We start from the raw sequence: 25,688 nt of genomic DNA on the forward strand, positions 1-25,688 counted from the left end.
ACGTCAAGGCACTGCTTTGAGTGAGAGATTTTCCATGAGCGGTATGACGATCTCTTCACCGGTGTCCGTAACCTGAATAGTCAAAGACTGGTCGGAAATCGAGGCGGCCCGGTATCGTCTTTCGAAGATATCACCCTTTTTTACCAGCAATATGGCGCCGTCCTTGGACAAAAAAATGGTTTTTTGCTGGTCCTTGCTGAGAAACCCCTTGAAAATGAATCGCGCCAATTCACGCCGGTTTTGTTGCGCCCGCTCCTCCGCGGGCGTCAGTGCCGGGACGATCCTTGACGGCGGGGGAGGAGGCGGTAGCGGCGGCAATGGGGGCGGCTTGACCACTTTAAGCGCCGCAGCCTTGTTTTGCATGATCTTGAGCTCATCGACAAATATCGGTCTGAAGATATCGCGGCGATACCCCTTGAATACCTCCTGCCCGCGGCCAAGCAGATCCAGCCTCACGATGCGGCTGTCGCTCGGCAGAGCCGGTGCCGGCGCGGTACGGCCCGATGCATCCCTGGCGGCGGCGCCGCGCTGGCCGGGAGCGTTTTTCACGGGAGGCGCCACTTTGGGGCGGGGCGTGGCCCAGAAGCTCCATATCACGGCCGCAGCCAGCGCAACCAGCAGGATGAACAGAATCAACCGCTGTCGGTTCATGGGGCCTCCCGGAGATACACCGTCAGATGAAGGCTCATTACGACGTTTTCCTCATACGGGTCACTGTTTGCCATGGCCATGTTGTTGATGACGACCAATTCGCTCTGTTTCTGCATGTCAGCCAGAAAATTCTTAACCGCGGCGTAACTGCCGCCAACGGACAGGGAGATGTCATAGGACAGGAGCGCCGTATTCTCCTTTACCAGCGCGGGTTTGTAGGTGACCGTTACGACCTTCACACTGTCGGAAGCCGCTGTGTCGAAGATTCCTCCCAATAACCGGGGAAACTCGTTTTTGCGGGGAATGCGGGTCTGCAACTGCACAAGGTCGGCCTTGCCCCGCCGGTAAATCACCGAAGCGTCGTTCTGCCCGGCAACCGCTACGCGACGCCGCAGGTCGTCCCACGTGGTCTGGGCATCGCTGATTCCGGATGCCAGATACCCCTTCAAAACCGCAAGCACGGCGATGTTGAGCAATAAAAGCGCCAGGAGCGCCACAAGAATACGCCGCCTCTGGCCAACTATTTCCAGGATCATCTGGTTCATTTCGGCGCCATCCTGCATGAAAGGGAAAATTGAACGCCACGGGTCTTTTCGCCCATTGAAACATCGTGATGGGACAAGAGCAGCGTTCTGGTAAAGGCCCTCGATCCTTCGAATTTTTCCATGGAGGCACGAACGTTGGCGAAAGAGTGCGCCAGGGCTTCGATCTTCATTTCGCCGGTTTTCGTGTCAAGGGCCAGGGACGTCAATGCGACGCCTTCGGGCGTGGCATCCTCCACCTGATCCAGGAGCCCCAGCCAGCTAAAGGCTTTGCGTTCCAACACGCCGTTGAAAAAGGTGATATCAGCCAGCAGACGGGTATAGTCCCGTTCCGGGATGTCCTTGGGCCGGCTGTTCAGACGCCCCTCGTAGGTGGCAATGTCCGCTTTCAGGCGTTGCAACTCCCCATAATTGCTGAACGCAACCACCACATTCCACGCCAACACAATGGCAAGCAGGGCCAGGGCGGCGTAACAGACCTGGCTTATCAGCCGCTGATCCACATAGGTTCTGGTGGCCAGGTTGATGGTAAAGCGCATCACAGACTCCTCAGGGCGGCGCCGATGGCGGCTGAAAAGAGAAAGAGCGATTCCTGGTCCCCCGGCGCACCATCGCCGGGCGTTACGGCGGTTTTGGTCTCCAGCAGCGCGGCTTCCGCCCCCGTTGCTTCGGCAACCATCTCGCAGAAGGCGTGGGCCGCATCGGGAGGGGCGCAACAGAACACATTGGCCGTATTCAGTTCGGGAAAACGCTCGCGATAGACCAAGAGCGAGTTATTGATCTCCATGAACACGCGGTTATCCACGGCCGGCGTGCCGGCAAGCTCTTTGACCCGGATGAACTCGGGTATGTCGTTGTGATAGGCCATGATGCCGAGGGTATGGTTGTAGAAAAAGATCAGGATGCAGTCGTCCAACAGGCCCAGACGTCGATCAAAGGTCCGATAGAGGTTGAAGCTGTTGAAATCGATCCGTGCCGGCGTGAACCCCGCCGTCGCCAGCACGTCCTCGTATTGCCCGATGACCGTACGGGAAACCAGGGCCACCAGCAGGGCCATGTCGCCGTTCTCGCGAATCTTCAGCACCTGGTAATCCAGGTGAGCATCGGCGGCATCGAACGGGAGGTTTTTCTTCAGCTTCCAGCGGATCATATCCAGGCCTTCGGCCCGGTTTTTGAAACGCCCCTCCATATCCAGCAGCATGATACGGCCGACCGAGTCCGGCAAGGTCAGGGAAAGGCGTTTGGAACGATGCAGCAGCAGGTTGTGGGCGCTCTGGAAACGATCGAGAAAGGCCTGCGGGTCGAGAATATTCGCTTCACGCAACGAACTGCGCACGGTGCCTGCCGCCAAAGGCGCATAGGCGGCCCTTTCCAGGCGCGGTGCAGAGGCGGTGCCCCCCAAAAGGGCAAAGGCCACGCCGGTTGGGCTTATTTCGGCTCCGAGTGAGGTCTTGGTAAACAGCATAGTGGTCAGTTCATCCCCATCATTCCACGAAAGTAACGCGGTTGACTTCCTTGAGCGTCGTTTCTCCGGCAAGAAGCTTTTCAACGGCGGCCTCCCGCAGAAAAACCACCCCTGCTGCGTGGGCGGCCTGCTTGAGTTGGGTTGCCGGTACCCGGGCGATGATCAGGTCCCTGATCTCATCATTGAATTCAAGAAGCTCCACAATGGCAGTGCGTCCCCGGTACCCGGTCCCGCTGCACTCCTCGCACCCCACCGCCTCGTACAGGACGGCATCACGCGTGCACTCCGGGTCGACCCTTGCCTCACGCAACTCGTCGTCGGTGTACCTGACCGGCCGGCGGCATTTCATGCAGACCCGCCGCACCAAGCGCTGCGCCATGACACAGTTGAGACAGGAGACGAAGTTGTAGGGATCTATCCCCATGTGGATGAAACGGCCGATTACGTCAAAGGCGTTGTTGGCGTGCACCGTGGTGAAAACCAGGTGGCCGGTCAACGCGGATTGCACGGCGATCTGGGCGGTTTCCGAATCCCGGATCTCGCCGACCATGATCTTGTCCGGGTCGTGACGCAGGATGGAGCGCAGCCCCTTGGCAAAGGTGAGCCCCTTCTTCTCGTTGACCGGAATCTGGAGCACGCCGCGCAGCATGTACTCCACGGGGTCCTCGATGGTGATGATCTTGTCCTCGCCCGTATGAATCTCGGTCAGGGCCGCATACAGGGTGGTGGTCTTGCCCGAACCGGTGGGGCCGGTCACCAGTACCATGCCGTACGGTTCGCGAATCTTTCTGCGCAGCCGTTTGATCTCCCGCTCGCATACCCCGAGATTTTCCAGGGACAGCCCTTTCATGTCGCTGGCGATGCTCTCCTTATCCAGGATACGGATAACCGCATCCTCCCCCAGGGCGCTCGGCATGATGGAGACGCGAAAGTCGATGGACTTTTCGCTGAAACGGATCTTGAAGCGTCCATCCTGCGGGATGCGCCGCTCGGAGATATCCAGTTCGCTCATGACCTTGAGACGCGAAATGATCGGTCCCTGGAAATGCAGGTCGATGGGGTCATTGGCCCGGTAAAGGACGCCGTCGATGCGGTACTTTATCTCGACGCCGTCGTGGCCGGTCTCGATGTGAATATCGCTGGCCCGGCGGTTAAGGGCGTCAAGAATGGTGCTGTTGACCAGTTTGATGATCGGGCTCGTGTCTTCGGAGATGCTCTCCACCGACAGGACCTCTTCGCCCCGGTCGGTCTCCTTGACCAGTTGCAGCATGAAGTCTTCCGAGACCTCGCGAAGCACCCGGCGCGTCCCCTCCCCCGCCTTGGCAAGGATTGCGACGGCAGACTCAGCGGCAATGCGGAGCTGCAGGGGACGGTCGAACAGGAGTTCGAGCTCATCGAGCTTCACCACGTCCGTGGGGTCGGCAACGGCCACCACCATGAAGTCCTCGGTCATTTCCAACGGCACAAAGCGGAAACGGTAGAGGGCATCGGGCGGCAACGAATTGAGCAACTCCTCATCCGGCTTGAAGCTGGCCAGATCGACGTATTCCAGATTGAACTGCTCGGCCAGGGCATGGGCCAGGTCGTCGTCGCTGATCAGCCCCTCCTGGATGCAGATTTCCCCGAAACGTAGCTTGCTGGTAGTCAATTTATCGAGCACGACCGGCAGTTGATCCGCTGCGAGCGCACCGCGTTCGATAAGGATCGTGCCGATTTTTTTCCGCCGATACGACTGCATTGCCGCTCCTAGCCTACCGTGCCTGCGATCTTGAATATCGGCAGGTACATGGCAACGATGATGATGCCGATCACCACGCCGACAACAAGCATGATGGCGGGTTCAATGGCGGTTGTGAGGACGCGCATGCGTTCCTCCAACTCTTCCTCCAGATAGTCGGAAATGTCAACCAGCATATCCTCCAAGGCACCGGTCGCCTCTCCCACCCCCAGCATGCGCAGTGCCAGGGGAGGCATGATATTGATCCGCTCCAGGGCGGTGGAAAGCCGCCCCCCCTCCTCGATGAACCTGACCGTTTCGAAGAGACGCTTTTCCATGTAACGATTATTGAGGGTCCCGATGCACATGCGGAGCGACTCGATGATCGGTATGCCGCTGCCGAGCACCGTCGCCAGGGTGCGGGTGAAACCGGCCACCGAATACTTGGTGAACACGTCGCCCGCCAGCGGGATCGTCAGCTTGAAGCGATCGACCGTGTAGCGCCCGGACTCAGTAGCGACCCAGGTGCGGTACGCGTAAACCGAGCCGATCGCCAACAGCACCCCCAGCGGGGCGAAGTGTCGGAGAAACGCGGTAAAGCCGATCAGCATCAGGGTTGGCGCCGGCAACTGGGAACCGGAGTCGGCGTAGACCTGACTGAAGGTGGGCACCACGTACAGCAGGAGCAGAGTGATGGCTATGAATGCGAAAACAATGAGTATGGATGGGTAAAACAGCGCCGCGATGACCTTCTTGCGAATATCGTCAACCCGCTTGAGATATTGGATATACCGCCGAATCGTGCGGAGCAGGTCTCCGGTCCTCTCTCCGGCCCGGATGGAGGCAATGTACAGTTGCGGGAAGGCCTGGCCGTGTTTGTCCAGGGCGGCCGAAAGCGCTGCCCCCCCCTTTACGTCTTCACGCACCTGGAGCAGGATCTCGTTGAGCTTGCCCGCCTCGTGCCGTTCCAGAATCGCATCAAGCACCTGCATGATCGGCATTCCGGCCTTGATCAGGACGAGCATCTCCTGGTTCAGGGTCAGCAGGGAACGATTATCGATGCGACGGCGCTTCAGTCCCTTTTCAAAGAGAAACTGTAACGGTTTTTTCTTGACCTCGAAAACAAAAAAACCCTGATCTTCCAGGCTATTACGCAATGCAGACGGCTCGTCCGCCTCGATATCGCGAAACACTACATTGCCGTCGGATGCACCGAGTTTACAGGTATAAATCGCCATAACTGCGTTAAAATATCACATCGCACCTTAAATTCAAACACAAAAACCACCGGCTGATGGCCGGTGGTTTTTGTGTCCAAGCCCTGTCGGGGCCTTGCATAAACGTCATGATGGGGGGATGAAACAAGGTAGCCAAGACATACCACGCAGTTATGCCTCGGCTACCCCGACCGTGCGCCGCCGCCAAGGCGTTCCGCAGCTCTTTGACACCCCGCCATGTGCGTGTAATTCCGCAATTGCCTCAGGATATCTGGGCGTCCACCACGGCAATGGCCGCCATGTTCACGATATCGTCCACGTCATCGCCCCGTTGCAGGACATGAACCGGTTTCTTCATGCCCATCAGGATCGGCCCGATGGCCTCGGCTTCCCCCAGGTGATGCAGAAGCTTGTAGCAGATATTCCCCGAGTTCAGGTCCGGGAAAATAAGGATATTGGCCGCCTCCTTCAGGCTGGCGAAGGGGAAGCTTTTTTGCAGGATCTCCGTGACCACGGCGGTGTCCGACTGCATCTCGCCATCGATGACAAGCCCCGGCGCCTTTTCCTTGACGATCTCCGTCGCCTTTTTCACCTTGAGAGCCTGGGGATGCTGGACCGACCCGAAGTTGGAGAAAGAAAGCATGGCGATCGTCGGATCGATATCGAGCATCTGGGCCTTTTCCGCGGCAAGGATGGCGGTTTCGGCCAGCTCCTCGGCGGTCGGCTCGATGCAGACCGTGGTATCGGCCAAGAGGAAGATCCGCTTCTTGAACACCATCATATAGAGGCCGTGCACACTGGAGAGGCCGGGCTGCTTGCCGATCACCTCCAGGGCCGGACGGATGGTTTCGGGATAATGGGTATCGATGCCCGAGAGCAGCGTATCCGCATCCCCCTGGCGCACCATCATGCAGCCGAAATGGGTGCGCGACTTACGGGTCAGGATCCGCCGGGCCTCGGTAAGGGTCAACCCCTTCCGCTGCCGCAGCCTGAAGAGTTCCTGGGCGTAGTCATCCGCCTGATCACAGTTGGCAGGATCGATGATCTGCACGCTGCCGTTCAAATCGAGACCCAACTCCTCCATCTTGGCGTCGATCTTGTCCCGGTTGCCGATGAGGATCGGCTTCGCGATCCCCTCCTCGATCAGGATCTGGGCGGCGCGGAGGATCTTCTCGTTATCCCCCTCGGGGAAGACGATCCGCTTGGGGTCGCTCTTGGCCTTGTTGATGATCAGGCGCATGGTCTCTTTGGCCTTGCCCTGCAGCGACTCCAACTGTTCCACATACTTGTCCATGTCCGCAATCGGCTGCCGGGCAACGCCCGAATCCATGGCGGCCCTGGCGATTGCCGGCGCCACCCGCAGCAGGGCCCGGGGATCGAACGGCTTGGGAATGATGTAGTCGCGGCCGAAGGAGAACTTGACGTTGCCGTAGGCCCGGCAAACCGAATCGGGGCATTCCTCCCGGGCCAATCCCGCCAGGGCGAAGACAGCAGCCTTTTTCATCTCCTCGTTGATGGTCGTGGCGCGTACATCCAGGGCGCCGCGGAAGATAAAGGGGAAACCGAGCACGTTATTGACCTGGTTGGGGTAGTCGGAACGCCCGGTGGCGATCAGGACATCGCCCCGCACCGCCCGGGCATCTTCCGGGGTGATCTCGGGGTCGGGATTGGCCAGGGCGAAGATGATCGGATTGGCGGCCATCTTGCGCACCATCTCCTGGGTAAACGCCCCCTTGGAGGAAAGACCGAAGAGCACATCGGCTCCGCTTGCCGCCTCTTCCAGGGTACGCAGCGGCGTATCGGCGGCAAAGCGCTCTTTGTACTTGTTCATCCCTTCGACGCGCCCCCGGTAGATCACCCCCTTGGTGTCGCACATGATCAGGTTTTCCCGCTTCACCCCCAGGGAGATGGCCAGATTGGCGCAGGCAATGGCCGATGCGCCCGCGCCGTTTACCACAATCCTGATCTCCTCGATCTTCTTGCCGATCAGTTCCAGGGCGTTGATCAGGGCCGCGGAGGAGATGATGGCGGTGCCGTGCTGGTCGTCGTGGAAGACCGGGATATTCATGGTCTTCTTCAACTCTTCCTCGATGTAAAAGCACTCGGGGGCCTTGATATCCTCCAGGTTGATGCCGCCGAAGGTCGGCTCCAGGAGCTGACAGGCGCGGATGATCTCGTCCGGGTTCTCGCTGTTCAACTCGATGTCGAACACGTCGATATCGGCAAAACGCTTAAAGAGAACCCCTTTCCCCTCCATGACCGGCTTGCCCGCCAGGGCGCCGATATTGCCCAGCCCCAACACCGCCGTACCGTTGGAGACAACGGCCACCAGATTCCCCTTGGCCGTGTACTGGTAGGCATCTTCGGGATTTTTTTCGATCTCGAGGCAGGGTTCGGCAACACCGGGCGAGTATGCCAACGACAGGTCCCGCGACGTCAAACATGGTTTCGAAGATATAACCTCAATCTTGCCTTTTCTGCCGCTCGAATGATATTCCAGTGCACCGGTAATTTTGGCCATTCCGCCCTCCGAATTTAGTTACAATAAAAAACAGGGGTTTAATACCACCTATATTAGCAATATCTTTTACTTAAATTAAAAAAACCATATCCCTAAAACACCGTATTTGTCAAGAAGTTAATATACGCGGATAAAAAAATATTATATTTATAACTAATGATTTGCCTCGCGCGTTTGTACTGCTACAATCCGAAAACCGCGCACAAAGGAGGAACCGGCATGGAACGGATCTGGGCACCCTGGAGGATGACGTATATCAATAACGCCGTCCCCCAGGAAGGATGTATCTTCTGCAAGGCCTGGGAGGAAAACGCCGATCGGGAACGGCTGGTGCTGGCCCGAAGCGAACATTCCCTGATCATGATGAATCGCTACCCCTATTCCGGCGGGCACCTGATGGCGGCCCCCGCCCGGCACGTGTCCGACATGAACGACCTCTCCGATGCGGAGATGCTGGACCTCATGCAGTGCATACGCCGGGCCCACAACCTGTTGAAGGCCGTTGCCAATCCCCAGGGCTTCAATATGGGCATCAACCTGGGCAAGGCGGGCGGGGCCGGCATCGAGGACCATATGCACGTCCATATCGTGCCGCGCTGGAATGGCGACACCAACTTCATGTCGGTCGTGGGGGATGTGCGCGTCATCCCCGAAGGGCTCCTGGAAACCTACGACCACCTGGCGGAAGCCATCAGGGCGGGAGTAGCGAAGGGATGAAAACGGCCGTCATCGGCATCGATATCGGCGGAACCAACCTGCGCAGCGCCCTGGTCACGGCATCGGGCGCAATCGTTGAACAGCGGCGCAGCACCAGCGGGATCGAAACGGGACGGGACCGTTTCTGCTCCCGCCTCCTGGCCAGTATCGACGAATTGCGTGAAGAGGCCGCCCGACGCGGCATACGGGTGCACGCCATCGGTGCCGGGGTGCCCGGGCTGATCGGGCGGGATGGCCTGATCCATTCGTCGGTCAACATGCGCCCCCTGGAGGGCTTGAATCTTGGCTCCTTTCTGGAAGAGCGCACCGGTCTTCCGGCCGCCTGCGGCAATGACGCCAACATCATCGCCCTGGGCGAACAGCGTTTTGGCGCCGGCAAGGGGCTGTCGTCGTTCCTGGTGGTCACCATCGGGACCGGCCTGGGGAGCGGGCTGATCCTGGACAACAGGCTCTGGACCGGCGCAAACGGTTTTGCTGCCGAGTTCGGTCATGTCACCGTGGACCCGCAGGGCCTCCCCTGCCCCTGCGGCAACCGGGGGTGCCTGGAACAGTACTGTTCGGGGGGCGCCGTGGTACGTGCGGCCCGCGAGTTGATCCCGGCGGGCCTGCTCGCCCCTGCGCCCCCGGAGCCGGGCGCGGAGGCCGTGGCTGCCCTGGCGCGCCAGGGGGTGGCTGGGGCCCGGACCGCCTTCGAACGGCTGGGAAGATGGCTCGGTATCGCCCTGGGAAGCCTCTCCAACACCCTGAACCTGGAGGCGGTCATCGTGGGTGGCGGCGTGGCCGCCAGCTTCGACCTGCTGCTGCCGGGCCTCCGGGCGGAACTGTCCCAGCGCTGCTTCCCCCATATTTACGATGGGCTTGCCATCCTCAAGACCGAGTTGGGGGACGACGCCGGCCTCCTGGGTGGAGCGGCCCTGGCGGAAGAGCGCCTCCATGTCCCGCCCCCTCCCCGCACCGAGGATGATGGTCCGTCACTCCAGGCGCCATAGCGTTTTCCCACCATCGCCACTTTTGCATACTTGAAAATTGTGCATGCTGGCGTACAATGTTTCTCCACGCACCATCAACCATACATTCAACAGGAGTTTCCCCATGGATAGACGCGCGTTTCTCAAGACAGCCACCGCAGTTTCCCTCTTTACCCCCAGCCTGGTCAAGGAAGCCCTGGCGGCAAAGGAGCAGTCGGTGGTCGCGGTGGCCGAAGGCAAGGATTACAGGGCCATAACCCGCAAGGCGGTCAACGCCATCGGCGGCATGCGGCGCTTCGTCAAGGCCGGCGACGTGGTGGTGGTCAAACCCAACATGGGGTGGGACCGCTCGACCGAGTTCGCCGCCAACACCCATCCCCAGGTGGTACGGGCGCTGGTCGAGGAATGCCTGGCCGCCGGAGCAAAAAAGGTCAAGGTATTCGATTATACCTGTAACGATTCGCGGCGCTGCTACGTCAACAGTGGTATAGAAGGAGCGCTCAAGGGGATGCGGAACGTGGAGTGCAAGCAGATCGAGCAGGAGCGTTTCAAAAAGGTGACCCTGAACGGCCGGTTTCTCAAGGAATGGGAGCTGTACGACGAAGTGCTTTCGGCCAATGTCTTCATCAACGTGCCGATCGCCAAGCACCACGGTCTTTCCAAAGTTACCATGGGCCTCAAGAACATCATGGGCATCATGGGAGGCAACCGGGGTTACATCCATCGCAACCTCGACGTGGCGCTGGCGGATGTCAACGCCCGCGTAAGAAGCCACCTGACGGTCATCGACGCCACCCGCATCCTGACCGCCCATGGGCCGCAGGGGGGGAGCCTGGCCGACGTCAAGGTGCTCAACAAGGTGATCGCATCCACCGACATCGTGGCCGCAGACGCCTTCGCCACCACCCTGTTCGGCCTCAAACCGGCCGACATCCCGGTTATTGCCACCGCACACAAGAGGGGCCTGGGCGAGATGGACCTGGGGCGGATCAAGGTCGTGCGGGCCTGACGCCCGACGGATCGAGCCGTCACCCTTTCCGGGAAACCACAGAGGGAGCAACGCATGTCAAAACTCGCCATCAACAGCCAGAGATGCACCCGTTGCGGCCTGTGCGCCACCGCCTGCCCTCTGGGCATCATCAGGCTTCCCGAAGGGGAACAGCCGCGTTACGTGGCGGACGGGGCGACCCGCTGCATCATCTGCGGCCACTGCGTGGCGGTCTGCCCGAGCGCCGCGGTGGAGATCGAGGATGCGCGCCTCGATCCGGCCGTGTACGAAACCGGCGAGGCCGAGATTGCTCCGGAACGCTTGGCGGCCTATCTGCGCATGAGAAGATCGGTGCGTAATTACCTGGACACCCCGGTGGATCGCGACACCATAGAACGGCTCCTGGATATTGTGCGTTACGCCCCCACCAGCGGCAACAGCCAGTCCATACGCTGGCTGGTCATCCACAACACCGGCGAGGTGCGGCGCTTGACCGGCCTGGCGGTTGACTGGATGCGGACCGTCATGGTTTCCGACGCGCCGATCAACGCCTATTTCAACTTCGAGGGGATCATCCGCTCGTGGGACAAGGGGAACGACCCGGTCTGCCGCAAGGCACCCCATCTCGTCGTGGCATACGGCCACCGGGAGTCCCTCGTGGCCGGGACCGACGCCATCATCGCCCTTGCCCACCTTGAGATCGCCGCCCCTTCCTTCGGCCTCGGCACCTGCTGGGCCGGTTTTTTCCAAATGGCGGCAGCCCGGTGGGAACCGCTGCAGCGGGCGCTGGACCTGCCGGCGGACCATCTGCCGGTCCATGCCATGATGCTCGGCTATCCGCTGCTGCGCTACCAGCGCCCGCCGAAACGTAATCCGCTTACCGTCGCATGGCGGTCATGACCGGGTTCTGAAAAGCGCCCGGAGAACGACCGGGCACCCGGCAGAAATGTATCGAACACGATGCGTGTCCCCCTGCAACGCCGCAGACGGTTCCCCGCACAGATTTTTCATCCCCGACAAGGTGACGACATGAAACCGACCTCCGCCCGTATCAGCCAGTTAGCCTTCCTGGCCCTGTTCCTTATTTTGTTCGTCCAGACCGAGTACCGCGGCCACGACGAGATCAACGCCGCGGTGAACGCCTTTTTCCGGGCCGACCCCCTGGTGCTTTTCAGCTACCTTTTGGCCGCAAAAACCTGGTCCTGGCTCCTGCTGCCGGCCCTGCTGATGGTGGTGGCAACGCTCCTTCTGGGGCGTTTTTTCTGCGGCTGGATCTGCCCGTTGGGGACCGTCCTCGATCTGGTGACGCCCAAAAAACGCACACGCCGGCCGATCGCCGTCCTCAAGGGGAACCTGAAATATTGGCTTTTGCTGCCGATCCTGGCCGCGGCCCTGTTCAACCTGAATCTGGCCGGTCTGCTGGACCCCATGGCCATCCTCCTGCGGGGGGTGACCTTCTTTCTCTATCCGCTTCTGGGGCTTGGGGCTCGGGAGGGGTGGGTCGGACTCTACCGCCTGCTGGGTGAACGGCGCGACGCCGTCGCTCCGGCCTACGAACTGCTGCACACCTATCTGCTCCCGTTCCGCGAGACCCTCTATCCCCTGGCCGCCTTTTCGGCCCTGGCTCTCCTGGCGATCATCGCCCTGGAGCAGTTTGAGGAGCGCAACTGGTGCCGGAACCTCTGTCCCCTGGGCACCCTACTGGGGTGGCTGGGGCGTTTTTCCCTCTTCAAACGCATCCCCGTCGGCCTGTGCAGCGATTGCGGCAAATGCCGCGAACTCTGCCCGACCACCTTTGACCGGGACCTGCTGGCCAAGGAGGAGTGCATCCTCTGCATGGAGTGCCAACTGCACTGCCCCCACCAGCGCATCTCGTTCCGCCTCACCCCCGGGCGCACGGGTGCCGGACCGCTTCTCCCGGAGCGGCGGGTCCTGTTGGGGAGCATGGCGACCGGTCTGTTGCTGGCCATCCCGGCGCGCTTCCGCCCGCCCGAAAAGGGCCTGCGCCTGTTGCGCCCCCCCGGCGTGCGCAACGAGGACGAATTTCTGAACAAATGCGTCCGGTGCGGCGAATGTATGAAGGTCTGCCTGAAGAACGCCCTCTACCCGGCCGCCTGGCAGGCCGGCATGGAGGGCATCTATACGCCGTTGGTCGTCCCGCGCCTGGGATACTGCGAATACAACTGCACCCTGTGCGGTCAGGTCTGCCCCACCGGGGCCATCCCCAAACTACCGGCGAGCATCAAGCAGCGTGAGGTGATCGGCAAGGCGGTGTTCGATAAGAACCACTGCCTGCCGTTCGCCAAACGTATCGATTGTATGGTCTGCGAGGAACACTGCCCCATCCCGTCCAAGGCCATCCGCACGCGGGAGGTGGAGGTTCTGGGGCTGGACGGCGTTCGCAAAAAGGTCAAGGAGCCCTATGTGGTGGAGGAGATCTGCAACGGATGCGGCATCTGCGAGAACGTCTGTCCCCTGGAGACAAAGGCGGGCATCGAGGTCTTCGCGGTAACAAACCGGACGCCCATCGCCGAGTCCCCCGGAGGCGAGGCGGAGGCAGGGTCGGGGCTGGGATATCAGTGAGGGGGAGTCTACCATGAATCTGACGGACGACGAGCTTATCCAGGAATTGAGCAACCGCTTTGCCCGGAGCCGCAAGACCTTTTCGGATCTGAACGTGGTAAATCGCAAACTGGTGGAGATGAACCGGCGGCTGGAACAATCCGAGGCGTTGAAGAGCAACTTCCTCTCCAACATCCGCAACGAGATCAACAATCCGCTCAATGCCATCGTCGGGCTGGCGGGGCAGATCGGGGCCCTTGGCCCGGCGGGAGGCGAGGTTGCCCCGCTGGCGTCCATGATCTGCTCGGAGGCCACCAACCTGGATTTCCAGCTCCGCAACATCTTCATGGCCGCCGAGCTGGAGGCGGGGGAGATCGACCCCCACCTGAGCAGGGTGAACGTTGCCGCGGTGGCGCGGGATGCGGCGGAATCGTTCCGGCACCACGCGGCCCGCAAGTCCGTGGCGATCGAACTGGAGCCGTCCCCGGAATCAGACTCCCTGCTGTTCGACACCGATGCGGAAAAGGTGCAGATCATCCTCTCCAATCTGGTGGCCAATGCGGTCGAATACAGTCGTGAGGGTGGACGCGTCCAGATATCCCTGAACCTCGCCCCGGACGGCAGTCTGGTCGTCGGGGTACGTGACTTTGGAGCGGGCATCGCCGAGGAAGACCAGAAACGCATCTTCGACCGCTTCACTCAGCTTGAAACCGGCACGACCCGCTCCCACCTGGGACAGGGACTGGGGCTCAGCATCGTCAAGGCGCTGGCCGACCTCTTGCAGGGGACCATTGACCTGGAAAGCACCTACGGCCAGGGGGCGCTGTTCAGGCTCACGCTCCCGCCCCCTGCCGGTGACGCCCCCCTCACCACCTTTGCCGAAGGGGGCAACCTGTTTTTGTTCGACGACATCAGTGAAAAATAGGACCGATGAATAAGGAAGAGTCCACAAACAGGCATTTTCTGTTCCCCGGCACCCTCTTTGCCGACGCGCGCGATTACCAGATCAGCACCGTGCTGGGGTCGTGCGTTTCGGTCTGCCTGTGGGACACCGTGACCCACGTGGGGGGCATGAATCACTTCATGCTGCCACTCTGGAACGGCGAGGGCCTGGCAACACCCCGGTACGGCAATATCGCCATGGAGAAACTCCTGCACAAGATGTTGGCTCTCGGGTGCGTGAAAAAGCATCTCGTGGCCAAGATTTTCGGTGGGGCAAACGTCAATGGCACCGGCAACGGTAACGAGATATTCATGATCGGCGACCGCAACGTCATCCTGGCCAATCAACTGCTGGACGAATACGCCATACCGATCAAAGCCTGGGATGTGGGCGGGCGCCTGGGGCGCAAGATCGTCATGCAAACCGGCACCGGCGTCGTATGGGTGGGCAAACACAGGGTTGCCGCCCAGGCGCCATAGCCGCTGATACCGGCATTTTTTTGAGTTAACACTCGAACTCCGTGGATTTGTCTGGTATTATTCCCTCAGTGCCCCGTACGGCCGGTCCGAAAAAACCGCACGGGATACTCGCCTGTCCAGCCAATGAACGGATTGACGTTACGACCTTTTTTAGCTATTATGCTTAATCTCGATTTATTAACAACTATTTAGCAACTTACTCATTACCAGGCAAGGACAGCAACCTCGATGCAGAAAATACCTCTCATGGTTGCCAAAGCAGGCATGGTGCTCTCGCGGGACGTATTCCGCACGGGATCCGCAAACGGCATCCCCATTTGCGGCAAGGATACGGAATTGACGGATTCGCTCATTGCCCGGCTGGAAAATCTGAACATTCAATCCGTATATGTTGTGGGGCATCCCGTCTGGGCGGAGGGGGACCTCAGCCTTGAAGAAACCCTCCACGATCTTGACAACCGCTTTGAAAAGGTTCGTCACGACCCCCTGATGGCGAAAATCTACGATATCTACGCCGAGCACTTGAAACGTTCCATGGGAGAATCTGGTGGACGAAAAGCGGAATGAACTGAAAAAAATCATCATGGACACCAAAACACTCCCCACCTTGCCCGGTGTCATCAATAAGCTGAACTCACTGTCCGATAACGATAAATCCTCGGTGCAGGAGATGGCCAGGATCGTCTCCTCGGACCAGGTGCTTTCCGCACGCATCCTCAGGCTGGCCAACTCCCCCTCCTACGGTTTCTACCGGGTTTCGACCATCTCCAACGCCATGATCCTCCTGGGGGTCAACGTGGTCAAAAGCCTGGCCATTTCCTCGTCCATTTTCGAGATCATGGAGAAGAACAGCGTCGGCCTGTGGGAGCATTCCCTGGGGGTCGGCGTGGCCTCCAACCTGATCGCCACCAAGCTAAACCTGCCGGAGTGCGAGGAGATCGCCACCGCCGGACTGCTGCACGATATCGGCAAGGTCATCATCAGCCTCAAGTGCAGCGAAGCCGAGCAGGAGGTCCGTCGCGTCATCGATGAAAAACGGGTCTACATGCGGGAGGCGGAGCAGGAGATCATCGATACGGATCACGCCGAGGTGGGGGGGTGGCTCGCCAAGAGCTGGTTTCTGCCGGACAAGCTGAGCGAGCCGATCAACTGCCACCACAATGTGGCGGCAGCGGGGAGTCATCGCATCAAGACCGCCGTGGTGCATATCGCCGACGCGCTGATCAAGGCCAGCGGCTTCGGCGACAGCGGCGACAGTTATGTGCCGCAGATTCAGCAGGCCGCCTGGGACATCCTCAAGCTCAACGAGCAGATCATTGCCGACATCGTCGAGGCTCTGGAGGACAAACTGGTGGAGGTCAAGAACTTCAGCCTCGAACTGCAACAGGGCACCGATGCTGTTGCCAATTAGGATATCCCTCGTCTCCTCCGACGCGCAGCTCATCTCCCATCTGCAATTGCGCCTGCAAAGCAGGGGGCACCAGGCGACCGGCATGTCGTACATCGACAGCGTGCTGGGCGCCTTTTATTCCGACCCGCCCGACCTGCTGATCATCGACCTCTCCTCGGACTGCAACGCGGGGACCACGATCATCACGGCCCTGCGCAGTGACAGCTTCTTCAGCACCATCCCGATCATCGGCCTGGTGTCGGACAGGGATTACGACTCCTTCCCGTGGGAGACCTATCCCCTGGACGACTTCGTCTTCCTGCCGCTCAACTTCAGCGAACTCTTCTGCCGCATCGCGCTCTCCTTCTCCCGCCTCAAGCGCATCTTCGACAACAATCCCCTGACGCGCCTTCCCGGCAACACCTCCATCCAGCGGGCCATCGAGGACGCCATGGGCAAGCCTCAGGCGGTCTGCCATGTGGATATCAACCATTTCAAGCCGTACAACGACGCCTTCGGCTTTTCCCATGGCGACGAGGTGCTCAGGATGCTGGCCCGCATCATGTTCAACGCCGTTCGCGATGCGGGTGGCGGTTTCTGCGGGCATATCGGCGGCGACGATTTCGTCTTCATCGTCTCCCTGACCCAACTGGAATCGGTGTGCAAGACCGTCATCGATCATTTCGACCAGATCGTTCTGGACCTGTTCGACGAGGCCACCAAGCGGCAGGGGTATTACAACGGCACCAACCGCAAGGGGGAGATGGAAAAGATTCCCCTGCTCTCCATCTCCATCGCCGCCGTACCCATGAACTCGGACAAGATCCGGCACGTGGCCAAGGTGGCCGAGGTGGCCGCCGAACTGAAGAAACTGGCCAAGGAGTCGGAGAAAAGCCAGTACCTGGTGGACCAGCGCAAAAGCGAGTAACGAGGCCACAACAGCGCGGATACAGAAAGGGCGTCCTCCCCAACCGGGAAGGACGCCCTTCTTATTTCGTCTGCAGCTGTAAAACCGTTACATCTTGTGACACTTGGCGCAGAACTTATCGTCCTTGACCGAGAAGGCATCCTTATCCTTGTTATGGCAGGTCCCGCAGGAGGCGCCCTTCTCCATGTCGGCCATGGTGGCCTTGCCGGTAACCGCCTTGTAGGGGAACACCTTGGTGTGGCAGTCCGCACACTTGTAAGCCTGGACATGGAAGTCGTGGCTGAAGGTGGCATCGCCGGCATCGGTTTTGAACGTGATGGTGCGCGGTTTGAACCCTTTGTGGCACTTTTCGCAGTCGCCGCTGGACGCAAAGGCTTCCTTGCCGTCGTGGCACGCCCCGCAGGATTTGCCGTTGGCCATGTCAGCCATGGTGGCCTTGCCCGTAACCGCCTTATAGGGGAAAATCTTGGTGTGGCACTCCGCGCATTTGAATGCCTGGATATGGAACTCGTGGCTGAATACGGCCTCACCTGCGGAGGTCTTGAACGAAATCTTGCCCGGCTTCATCCCCTTGTGGCACTTGCCGCAGTCGCTGCTGGACGCGAAGGCGTCCTTGCCGTTATGGCACACGCCGCAGGATTTGCCCTGGGCCATGTCGGCCATGGTGGCCTTGCCGGAAACCGCCTTGTAGGGGAAGGTCTTGGTGTGGCACTCCTTGCAGGAATAGGCCTGGGTATGGAACGAATGGCTGAAGGTCGCCGGTGCGGCACCCTTGAGCGTAAAGGTGATGTCCCGCGGTTTCAGCCCCTTGTGGCAGCGGTTGCAGTTGCCGGCGACGGTGAAGGCTTTGGTGCCGTTGTGGCAGGCGCCGCAGGTTTTTCCTTTTTCCATCTCGGCCATGGTGACGCCCCTGGTTTTGCCGTTGAAGATCTTGCCGCCATGGCAACTCTTGCAGGCGCCGCCGGTCTTGGAAACATGGAACGTATGGCCGAATACCGCGTCGGACACCCCCTTGACCTTGTAGACCTTGTCCTGGGTCTTGCCCTTGTGGCACTTGACGCAATCCTTTTCGGTCGCCACGCTGAAAGCCTTGACGCCGCTGTGGCATGCGCCGCAGGACTTGGTCTTCTCCATCTCGGCCATGGTGAAATGGCGGTGTGTCTTCAGGTCATAGATGGCGTTATGGCACATCTTGCAGTTGTTGTTATATTTGAGCAGATGACGTTCGTGGCTGAAAACGACCGGAGACGCATTTTTGAAGGTAAACTTGATGTCCTTGGTTTCGACTGCAGCGGCGCAGACGGCTGTGAGTAAAATAACCGCGAGAACATACACTGAAATGTGCTTCTGCATTCTAACCACTCCTCAATGATAAGATTAAATGGGTTTTTCAAGCGGTTTACTATACAGGAGGGCGTGTTTCCCGTCAATTGCAAAGTAGATGGGCAAACACGGTCGCGAACGCGCCGGTTTTGCGGTTGATACGCCTCCCTACCTGTGATATAGAAATGGGCACATTCCCCCACTCAAGGTGGACTCACAGATGATGCTCTCACTCGACAATCTCATAGACCAAGCCCTGCGCGAAGACATCCATACCGGAGACATCACCACCCAGGCGCTGATCCCCACCGACAGCCGGGCTTCGGCCCGCCTGATCGCCAAAGAGGAGATGCTCCTGGCCGGGCTGTTCGTGGCCGAGAGGGTATTCAAACGCCTCAACCCCGCCATAGAGTTCGAAGCCTGCCTGGCGGAGGGGGTACCGGCCGCCAAGGGGGCCGTCATCGCCTCGGTGCGCGGCACCACGGCCGAGCTGCTCATGGGCGAGCGGGTGGCCCTGAACCTGCTCCAGCGCCTGAGCGGCATCGCCACCCTCACCTCGCGCTATGTGGCGGCGGTGGCGGGAACCGGGGCGCGCATCGTCGATACCCGCAAGACCACCCCCGGCCTGCGGGAACTGGAAAAATACGCCGTGCGCGTCGGAGGGGGCATCAACCATCGGACCGGCCTCTACGACGGCGTTCTGATCAAGGAAAACCATATCGCCGCCACCGGCGGCATCGGTGAGGCTATCGCGCGAGCCCGTGCCTATATCCCCCATACCCTGAAGATCGAGATCGAGACCGAGACCCTGGCCCAGGTCGAGGAGGCGCTGGCAAGCGGCGCCGACATCATCATGCTGGACAACATGAACCTCGCGGACATGCGTTCCGCCGTGACGGCCATTGCCGGCCGCGCACTGGTCGAGGCGTCCGGCGGGGTCAATCTGGAAACGGTGCGCGCCATCGCCGAAACCGGGGTCGATATCATTTCCGTCGGTGCCCTGACCCATTCGGCCCGGGCCATGGATATCTCCATGCTGCTGGACTAACCGCCGCCCCCTGCAGGAGTCGTTCAATGCACCAAAAGGCAGCCACTATCCTGCGATTTTTCCGGCAACAGAGCGGGTTCGTTTCCGGCGAGCAACTCAGCAAGGAACTCGGCATCTCACGCACTGCGGTTTGGAAACACATCTCGGCACTCAGAGGCGCCGGCTACCGGGTGGAGGCGGTTCCCTCCCGGGGATACCGGTTGCTTTCGTCGCCCGACACCCTGGCGGCCGAAGAAATAAGCGTGCAGTTGAACAGTGGGCTCATCGGCACCCGGCTGGTCAACCTGGCCACTACGACCTCCACCAATTTCGAGGCCTTTCGCCTCGCGGAAGAGGGAGCCGGCGAGGGGACGGTGGTAACCGCCGAGGAGCAGAGCAAGGGCAAGGGACGCCTGGGGCGCATCTGGTCGTCCCCGCCCGGGGCCAACCTCTACTGTTCGGTCATCCTGCGCCCGCGGATCAAACCCTTCGAGGCCCCCCAGCTCACCTTCCTCTCCGCCGTCGCCACCGCCCGGGCCATCGAGCAGACCACCGGCCTGAAGCCGGAGATCAAATGGCCCAACGACGTGCTGATCGACGGCAAAAAGGTGGCCGGGCTGCTCAACGAAATGAGCGCCGAGACCGACGGCATCAACGACGGCATCAATTTCGTCATCCTGGGGATCGGCGTCAACCTGAACATGACGGCCGACCAGTTCCCCGGCGACCTGCGCCACCCCGCCACCTCGCTCCTCATCGAGGGGGGGGCCAAGATCAGCCGGGCGCGGTTCACGGCGTTTCTCCTGAACGAACTGGACCGGCTCTATGCCGGCTTTCTCGACCACGGCTTCGTCCAGGTGCGCCGGGAATGGCAGGAACGCTGCAACGCCAACGGCCGCGAGGTGGTGGTCAGCAACCACGGCCGTGACGACATCCGGGGGCTGTTCGCCGGCATCGATGGCGACGGCGCCCTGCTGCTGCGCCACCCGGACGGCACGGTCGAACGAATACTCAGTGGGGATGTGAGGGTGCTCTGAAATGCTCCTGGTGATTGACGTCGGCAACAGCAATATCGTTTTGGGAATCTATGAGGGGCCGCAGCTCATGCGCAACTGGCGGCTCTCCACGGACAAGTCGCGCACATCCGACGAATACGCGGTCCTGCTCCACAGCCTGTTCGGCCAGGCCGGCCTCGAATTCCCCGCCATAACCGCCGCCATCATCTCCTCGGTCGTCCCCCCGCTCACCGGCGTGATGGAGGCCATCGCCCGGGATTTTTTCAACCTGACCCCCTACGTGGTCGGCCCGGGGATCAAAAGCGGCATGCCGATCCAGTACGATAACCCCCGGGAGGTGGGGGCCGACCGTATCGTCAACGCCGTGGCGGGATACGAGAAGCACAAATGCGCCCTGGTGATCGTGGATTTCGGCACCGCCACCACCTTCGACTACGTCAACGCCCGCGGCGAGTACTGCGGCGGCGCCATTGCCCCCGGCCTGGCCATCTCCCTGGAAGCGCTCTTTCAGCGGGCCAGCAAACTCCCGCGCGTGGATATCGCCAAACCGCCCCACATCATTGCCAAGAACACCGTCAACTCCATGCAGGCCGGTATCTTCTTCGGCTATGTCGGCCTGGTGGACGGGATTGTGGAACAGATGCGCCAGGAATCGAGGGAAAAGTTCCGGGTCATCGCCACCGGCGGCCTGGCGGCCCTGATCGCGCCCGAATCAAAGACCATCGACGAGGTGGACGAATTCCTTACCCTGGAGGGACTGAGAATACTGTACGAACGCAACAGCTGATTCCGGCGGCGCGGAGAAGCGAGCCGACGCAGGCGCTTTGACGGCTGGACCGGAATGCCTTTTTGAGACTGCAGATACATCTTTCTTGTGCAGACACACACGTTGTACGAACAGCGATGAAGTGGCAGCTACGCAGAGGATATCTCATTTATTAAGGGGGCTATGCAATGGGACAGTACGACACGAGCAAACTTCGGAACCTGGGGATCATCGCACACGGAGGGGCGGGCAAGACCTCGCTGTCCGAGGCGATCCTGTTCAACGCCGGCATGATCGACCGCCTGGGGCGGGTCGATGACGGCACCGCCACCATGGATTTCGAGCCCGAGGAGATCAAGCGCAAGATATCCATCACCTCGGCCCTGGACCATTGCGAATGGAACGGCCATTCCGTCCACATTGTGGACACCCCCGGTTACGGCAACTTCATCGCCGACACCCGCGCCTGCATGCGCGCCCTGGATTGCGCCGTCGTCATCATTTCCGCCATCTCCGGCATCAAGGCGCAGACCGAGGATATCTGGGGGTGGGCCAACGAGTTCGAGATTCCCCGCGTCGCCTTCGTCAACAAGATGGACCGGGAGCGGGCCAACTTTCTCCGGGCCATCGACGGCATGGAGAAGGCCCTGGGAGCGCGGGGGGTACCGATCCAGATGCCCATAGGCGCGGAGGACACGTTCGCCGGTGTCATCGACCTGATTCACATGAAGGCCTGCTTCTATCCCAAGGACGGCTCCGGGACCTGCACCGAGGGGGAGATACCGGCCGAATACCGGGATGAGGCCGCGCGCCTGCGCGAGTACATGGTGGAGATCGTGGCCGAGGCCTACGACGCCCTGACCGAGAAATACCTGGACAGCGGCGAACTGACCGTGGAGGAGATCATCGACGGCCTGCGGGTCGGCACCATGCGCAACACCTTTACGGCCGTCCTGTGCGGCTCGGCCGTGCAGAACATCGGGGTCCGGCAGCTCATGGACGCCATCTGCGACTACCTGCCGTCCCCCCTGGACCGTACCAAGGCGGTGGGAACCGAGCCCAAAAGCGGCGCAATGATCGAGCGCGCCCCCGATGAAAAGGAGCCGTTCTCGGCCCTGGTGTTCAAAACCACATCCGACCCTTTCACGGGGAAGATAACCATCTTCAGGATCTACTCGGGGGTGCTCAACTCCGACTCCACCATCCTCAATTCCACCAAGGGGATCGAAGAGCGCATCGGCCAGATCTATGAACTGGAAGGGAAGAAGCAGCACCCGATCAAGCAGGCGGTGGCCGGCGATATCGTGGCCGTGGCCAAACTCAAGGAGACCGTGACCGGCGACACCCTGTGCGATGCCGTCAAGCCGATCGTGTACGAGCCGGCCCAGCAGCTCCAGCCGGTGATCTCCTATGCCATCGCCCCGAAGACCAAGGCCGACGAGGACAAGATCCACAACGCCCTGCACCGCATGATCGAGGAAGAGCCGACCCTGCAGTCGCACCGCGACCCCCAGACCAAGGAGTTCATCATCTCCGGCATGGGCCAGGTTCATCTGGAGGTGATCGTCGAGAAGCTGAAGCGCAAGTTCGGCGTGGAGGTGGTGCTCAAAACCCCCAAGGTGCCGTACCTGGAGACGATCCGCGCCACGACCAAGGTCCAGGGAAAATACAAGAAACAGTCCGGCGGCCGGGGTCAGTACGGCGATTGCTGGATAGAGATGTCCCCCACCGCCCGGGGCGAAGGGTATCAGTTCGACGACAAGATCGTGGGGGGCGTCATCCCGCGTCAGTATATCCCTGCGGTGGACAAGGGGATTCAGGAAGCGGCCCTGGAGGGATACCTGGCCGGCTACCCGGTGGTGGACTTCCGGGTTGCGCTCTACGACGGCTCCTTCCATACGGTTGATTCTTCGGAAATGGCCTTCAAGGTGGCCGGTTCCATGGCGTTCAAAAAGGCGATGGAGCTGTGCAAGCCGGTGCTTCTGGAACCGATCGTGAACATGACGGTGACCGTGCCGGACGAAAGCATGGGAGACGTGATCGGCGACCTGAACTCCCGCCGCGGCAAGGTGGTCGGGGTTGAGCCCAAGGCCAACTCCCAGATTATCCGCGCCATCGTGCCCATGTCCGAGGTGCTGGCCTATTCCAACGACCTCAAGTCCATGACCAGCGATCGGGGCCTGTTCACTATGGCATTCTCTCACTACGAGGAACTGCCGACGCACCTGTCCCAAAAGGTGATTGCCGAGACTCAGACTGTCAAGAAGGAATAACCGCTTTCGCGGGTTAAAAATCAACGGAGGTTTTTCATGGATTTCAAGTTTGGCAACGACACCAAGGAGCCCGAGTCGACGGCGCCGGCCGAAAAGGGCAGACAGAATATGCTGCTGGTTGTACTGTTGATCCTCGTGGCGGCTTTTGCGTATCTGTATTTCTTCACCGGTCTGATCAAGCCGCAGGAGGCGCAGAAACCGGCCGAGACCCCGGCGCCCCAGGTGGTGAAAAAACCGCTGCCGCCACGCAACGGGCAGGCGGCCACGGACGAAACGGCAGGCGCGCCGGAGGCGCAGAAGAATGCCGCCGCACCTGCGGCGTCCGAAGCCAAGAAGGTGGCCTCGGCCGAGCCCCCGGCAGCCGTGAAGGCGGCACCCGCGGCAAAGGTGGAACCTCCCAAGCCCGAAGCGGCCAAGCCGGCCAAACCGGCGGCTCCCGAAAAGAAACCGGCAGTTCCCGAGAAAAAGGCGGCACCCGCGGCAAAAGAGCCCAAAGCGACGGCCGCAGCCAAACAGGATGCCACGAAGGCCGCCCCCGCCACGAAACAGCAACCCGCCGGGGCGGTGAAGAAGCCGGCACCGGCACAGGGAAGCGCCAAGAAGCCGGCCGAAGCCGCCAAAGCCCCCGGCAAGAGCCCTGCCGGAGCTAGCGCCGTCCCGGCAAAAAAAGCAGCGCCGGCAACGGCGAAAAAGGACACGGTGAAGCCGAAGCCCGCGCCCGCCAAGGCTGCCGGCCCCTGGACGGTCGTGGTGGGGAACTATGTCCTTGAAGAAGCCATGGCGACAGACCTGTCGCGGGTCAAAGGCGCCGGGATCGAAACGGCCGTCAAACCGGGAGGCCGCAAGAAATCAGCCATGAACCGCCTCCTTGCCGGAGAATACCCGAGCCGCGTCGAGGCCCAGCAGGAGTTGGACAAATTGAAACGTTACACCTCGGACGCCTTTATCATGGATCAGGGAGGCAAGTTTGCCGTGTACGCCGGTTCCTACCTGCTGACGGCCCGGGCCGGTTCCGAGAAGGAACGTCTGGCCGCGGCCGGCATCAACCTGACCGTAAAACACGCCGAGGTATCCATACCGTCGAAGACCCTTGTCGCCGGTACGTTCAACGACAGGAAAGGCGCCGATGCGGTGCTCAAAAAGTTGAAGGGGCTTGGTATCAAGGCATCCCTGTCCCATCCGTAACAAAAGTACGGCGGCCGGGGCAGGGGCGTAGTCGCTACGCCCCTGCCCCGGCCGCCGGAATCTATGCAACCGCACAGGATATAATGAATTATGGCAGAGACGATCAAGCTGAAGATATCGCCCCCCGTGGCGGCCTGCCTCCGTTCGGGGCAGAGCGCCGGGGAACGGCTCCAGGGCATTGGGAATGCCCCTGCACTGGAGCCGTTCGACCGGTTCATGCTGATCTTCTGCCTGATGAAGGATGGCGATGCAACGGTCAAGGCTGCGGCGCAGGCGGCATTCTCCTCGCTGCCCGGGGAGACGCTGCTCGTCGTGGCCGGCTCGCCCGAGGCCCATCCGGCGCTCCTCGACGCCATCGCCAAGGTCCACCATCAACGGGAGGGCATTGGGGAAGCGCTCCTGGGGAACGAGCAGCTTTCCGCACCGGCCCGCTCCTTCCTGGAGAGGATCATCCTCCAGCGCGCCGGCGCTGCGCCGCCTGCCGACAGCGCCCCCCATGAGTCCGAGCCCGGGGAAGCGGCCGAGACCGCCCCGCAAGAGCCCGATATCCCGGTGGATGAGACCGCCGAGGAATTTCAGAGCAAGTATCAGATGGCCCAGGTGCTGGGCATTGCCGAGAAGATCAAGATGGCCCTGACCGGCGACAAGGAATGGCGCTCGATCCTGGTCAAGGATGCAAACAAGCTCGTTTCGGGGAGCGTCGTCAAAAACCCGCGCATGACCGAGGGCGAGGTCGTAACCCTGTTGAAATCCGGCATCCAGAACGACGAGATCATGCGCCTGATCTGTGCCAACAAGGATTGGGTCAAGGTCTACAATATCCGCAAGGCGCTGGTGGACAATCACCGCACGCCGGTCCAGAATGCGTTGCGCTACCTTTCCACCCTGAGCGACAAGGATATCGCCGGCTACGCCAAGAGCAAGAATGTTTCATCGGTCATTTCCACCCAGGCGAAACGGTTGTTGCTCAACAAAAAGCGTTAGGTGGCCGCTGAAAACGGGTACAAAAG

24 protein-coding genes are annotated in these 25,688 nt (G+C 60.7%); 16 read left to right on the top strand and 8 right to left on the bottom strand.

The annotated features are described in order from the left end of the window. Window positions 1-3: 3 nt before the first annotated feature. The 7 genes from ET418_RS02925 to ET418_RS02955 all read right to left on the bottom strand — a co-directional run bounded on the left by ET418_RS02925 (window position 4) and on the right by ET418_RS02955 (window position 8,113). On the bottom strand, window positions 4-651 hold the full coding sequence (locus tag ET418_RS02925; RefSeq protein ID WP_149306095.1) for a hypothetical protein: 648 nt from the start codon (window positions 649-651) through the stop codon (window positions 4-6). Beyond that, window positions 648-1,196 (bottom strand): type 4a pilus biogenesis protein PilO, encoded by a 549-nt coding sequence (gene pilO / locus ET418_RS02930; protein WP_188055243.1) that lies wholly within the window; start codon window positions 1,194-1,196, stop codon window positions 648-650. The genes ET418_RS02925 and pilO overlap by 4 nt, the downstream gene beginning before the upstream one ends. Then, a complete protein-coding gene (locus tag ET418_RS02935) occupies window positions 1,193-1,732 on the bottom strand; it encodes a PilN domain-containing protein (RefSeq protein ID WP_149306097.1) in 540 nt (179 codons plus the stop codon). The genes pilO and ET418_RS02935 overlap by 4 nt, the downstream gene beginning before the upstream one ends. After that, window positions 1,732-2,658, bottom strand: coding sequence for a type IV pilus biogenesis protein PilM (pilM, locus tag ET418_RS02940; RefSeq protein ID WP_149306098.1), 927 nt, complete (start codon window positions 2,656-2,658; stop codon window positions 1,732-1,734). Before pilM ends, ET418_RS02935 begins: the two co-directional genes overlap by 1 nt. A 19-nt stretch (window positions 2,659-2,677) precedes the next feature. Further along, window positions 2,678-4,396, bottom strand: a complete 1,719-nt coding sequence (locus ET418_RS02945) for a GspE/PulE family protein (protein ID WP_149306099.1) — start codon at window positions 4,394-4,396, stop codon at window positions 2,678-2,680. A gap of 8 nt (window positions 4,397-4,404) precedes the next feature. Continuing rightward, window positions 4,405-5,613 (bottom strand): type II secretion system F family protein, encoded by a 1,209-nt coding sequence (locus ET418_RS02950; protein ID WP_149306100.1) that lies wholly within the window; start codon window positions 5,611-5,613, stop codon window positions 4,405-4,407. A gap of 241 nt (window positions 5,614-5,854) precedes the next feature. Beyond that, a complete protein-coding gene (locus tag ET418_RS02955; protein WP_149306101.1) occupies window positions 5,855-8,113 on the bottom strand; it encodes an NADP-dependent malic enzyme in 2,259 nt (752 codons plus the stop codon). A 219-nt stretch (window positions 8,114-8,332) separates the two neighbouring features. On the opposite strand from ET418_RS02955, the gene ET418_RS02960 reads away from it, so the two are divergent. The 10 genes from ET418_RS02960 to ET418_RS03005 all read left to right on the top strand — a co-directional run bounded on the left by ET418_RS02960 (window position 8,333) and on the right by ET418_RS03005 (window position 17,088). Beyond that, entirely contained in the window at window positions 8,333-8,830 is a 498-nt protein-coding gene (locus ET418_RS02960) for an HIT family protein (protein ID WP_149306102.1), read from the top strand. After that, entirely contained in the window at window positions 8,827-9,819 is a 993-nt protein-coding gene (locus ET418_RS02965; protein WP_149306103.1) for an ROK family protein, read from the top strand. Before ET418_RS02960 ends, ET418_RS02965 begins: the two co-directional genes overlap by 4 nt. Before the next feature lie 103 nt (window positions 9,820-9,922). Beyond that, window positions 9,923-10,807, top strand: a complete 885-nt coding sequence (locus ET418_RS02970) for a DUF362 domain-containing protein (RefSeq protein ID WP_149306104.1) — start codon at window positions 9,923-9,925, stop codon at window positions 10,805-10,807. 54 nt (window positions 10,808-10,861) lie between these two features. Then, a complete protein-coding gene (locus ET418_RS02975) occupies window positions 10,862-11,686 on the top strand; it encodes a nitroreductase family protein (RefSeq protein WP_149306105.1) in 825 nt (274 codons plus the stop codon). Window positions 11,687-11,815: 129 nt separating this feature from the next. Continuing rightward, entirely contained in the window at window positions 11,816-13,369 is a 1,554-nt protein-coding gene (locus ET418_RS02980; RefSeq protein WP_149306106.1) for a 4Fe-4S binding protein, read from the top strand. 13 nt (window positions 13,370-13,382) lie between these two features. Then, entirely contained in the window at window positions 13,383-14,273 is an 891-nt protein-coding gene (locus ET418_RS02985) for a sensor histidine kinase (RefSeq protein ID WP_149306107.1), read from the top strand. Between the two features lie 5 nt (window positions 14,274-14,278). Further along, window positions 14,279-14,770, top strand: coding sequence for a chemotaxis protein CheD (locus ET418_RS02990; protein WP_149306108.1), 492 nt, complete (start codon window positions 14,279-14,281; stop codon window positions 14,768-14,770). Between the two features lie 228 nt (window positions 14,771-14,998). Beyond that, window positions 14,999-15,337: a hypothetical protein gene (locus ET418_RS02995; protein WP_149306109.1), complete on the top strand. Its 339-nt coding sequence runs from the start codon at window positions 14,999-15,001 to the stop codon at window positions 15,335-15,337. Further along, window positions 15,318-16,181 (top strand): HDOD domain-containing protein, encoded by an 864-nt coding sequence (locus ET418_RS03000; protein WP_149306110.1) that lies wholly within the window; start codon window positions 15,318-15,320, stop codon window positions 16,179-16,181. Before ET418_RS02995 ends, ET418_RS03000 begins: the two co-directional genes overlap by 20 nt. After that, entirely contained in the window at window positions 16,165-17,088 is a 924-nt protein-coding gene (locus ET418_RS03005; RefSeq protein ID WP_149306111.1) for a diguanylate cyclase, read from the top strand. The genes ET418_RS03000 and ET418_RS03005 overlap by 17 nt, the downstream gene beginning before the upstream one ends. Window positions 17,089-17,175: 87 nt before the next feature. Here the strand turns inward: ET418_RS03005 and ET418_RS03010 are convergent, their stop codons facing one another. Further along, a complete protein-coding gene (locus ET418_RS03010) occupies window positions 17,176-18,441 on the bottom strand; it encodes a cytochrome c3 family protein (protein WP_149306112.1) in 1,266 nt (421 codons plus the stop codon). A 193-nt stretch (window positions 18,442-18,634) separates the two neighbouring features. Here ET418_RS03010 and nadC point away from each other — a divergent pair, with 193 nt between their 5' ends. The 6 genes from nadC (at window position 18,635) to ET418_RS03040 (ending at window position 25,662) form a co-directional block, all read left to right on the top strand. Beyond that, on the top strand, window positions 18,635-19,459 hold the full coding sequence (gene nadC / locus ET418_RS03015; protein ID WP_149306481.1) for a carboxylating nicotinate-nucleotide diphosphorylase: 825 nt from the start codon (window positions 18,635-18,637) through the stop codon (window positions 19,457-19,459). Between the two features lie 26 nt (window positions 19,460-19,485). Then, the gene (locus ET418_RS03020; protein ID WP_149306113.1) at window positions 19,486-20,475 is read left to right on the top strand and encodes a biotin--[acetyl-CoA-carboxylase] ligase; all 990 of its coding nucleotides are present in this window, start codon (window positions 19,486-19,488) and stop codon (window positions 20,473-20,475) included. 1 nt (window position 20,476) lies between these two features. Then, complete coding sequence (locus tag ET418_RS03025) at window positions 20,477-21,241, top strand: type III pantothenate kinase (protein ID WP_149306114.1); 765 nt, start codon at window positions 20,477-20,479, stop codon at window positions 21,239-21,241. Window positions 21,242-21,408: 167 nt separating this feature from the next. After that, a complete protein-coding gene (fusA, locus tag ET418_RS03030) occupies window positions 21,409-23,493 on the top strand; it encodes an elongation factor G (protein WP_149306115.1) in 2,085 nt (694 codons plus the stop codon). A 36-nt stretch (window positions 23,494-23,529) separates the two neighbouring features. Beyond that, entirely contained in the window at window positions 23,530-24,678 is a 1,149-nt protein-coding gene (locus ET418_RS03035; protein ID WP_149306116.1) for an SPOR domain-containing protein, read from the top strand. A gap of 90 nt (window positions 24,679-24,768) precedes the next feature. Beyond that, the gene (locus ET418_RS03040; RefSeq protein WP_149306117.1) at window positions 24,769-25,662 is read left to right on the top strand and encodes a hypothetical protein; all 894 of its coding nucleotides are present in this window, start codon (window positions 24,769-24,771) and stop codon (window positions 25,660-25,662) included. The last annotated feature ends 26 nt before the right edge of the window (window positions 25,663-25,688 follow it).

The organism is Oryzomonas rubra (assembly GCF_008369015.1).
GTDB lineage: Bacteria > Desulfobacterota > Desulfuromonadia > Geobacterales > Pseudopelobacteraceae > Oryzomonas > Oryzomonas japonica.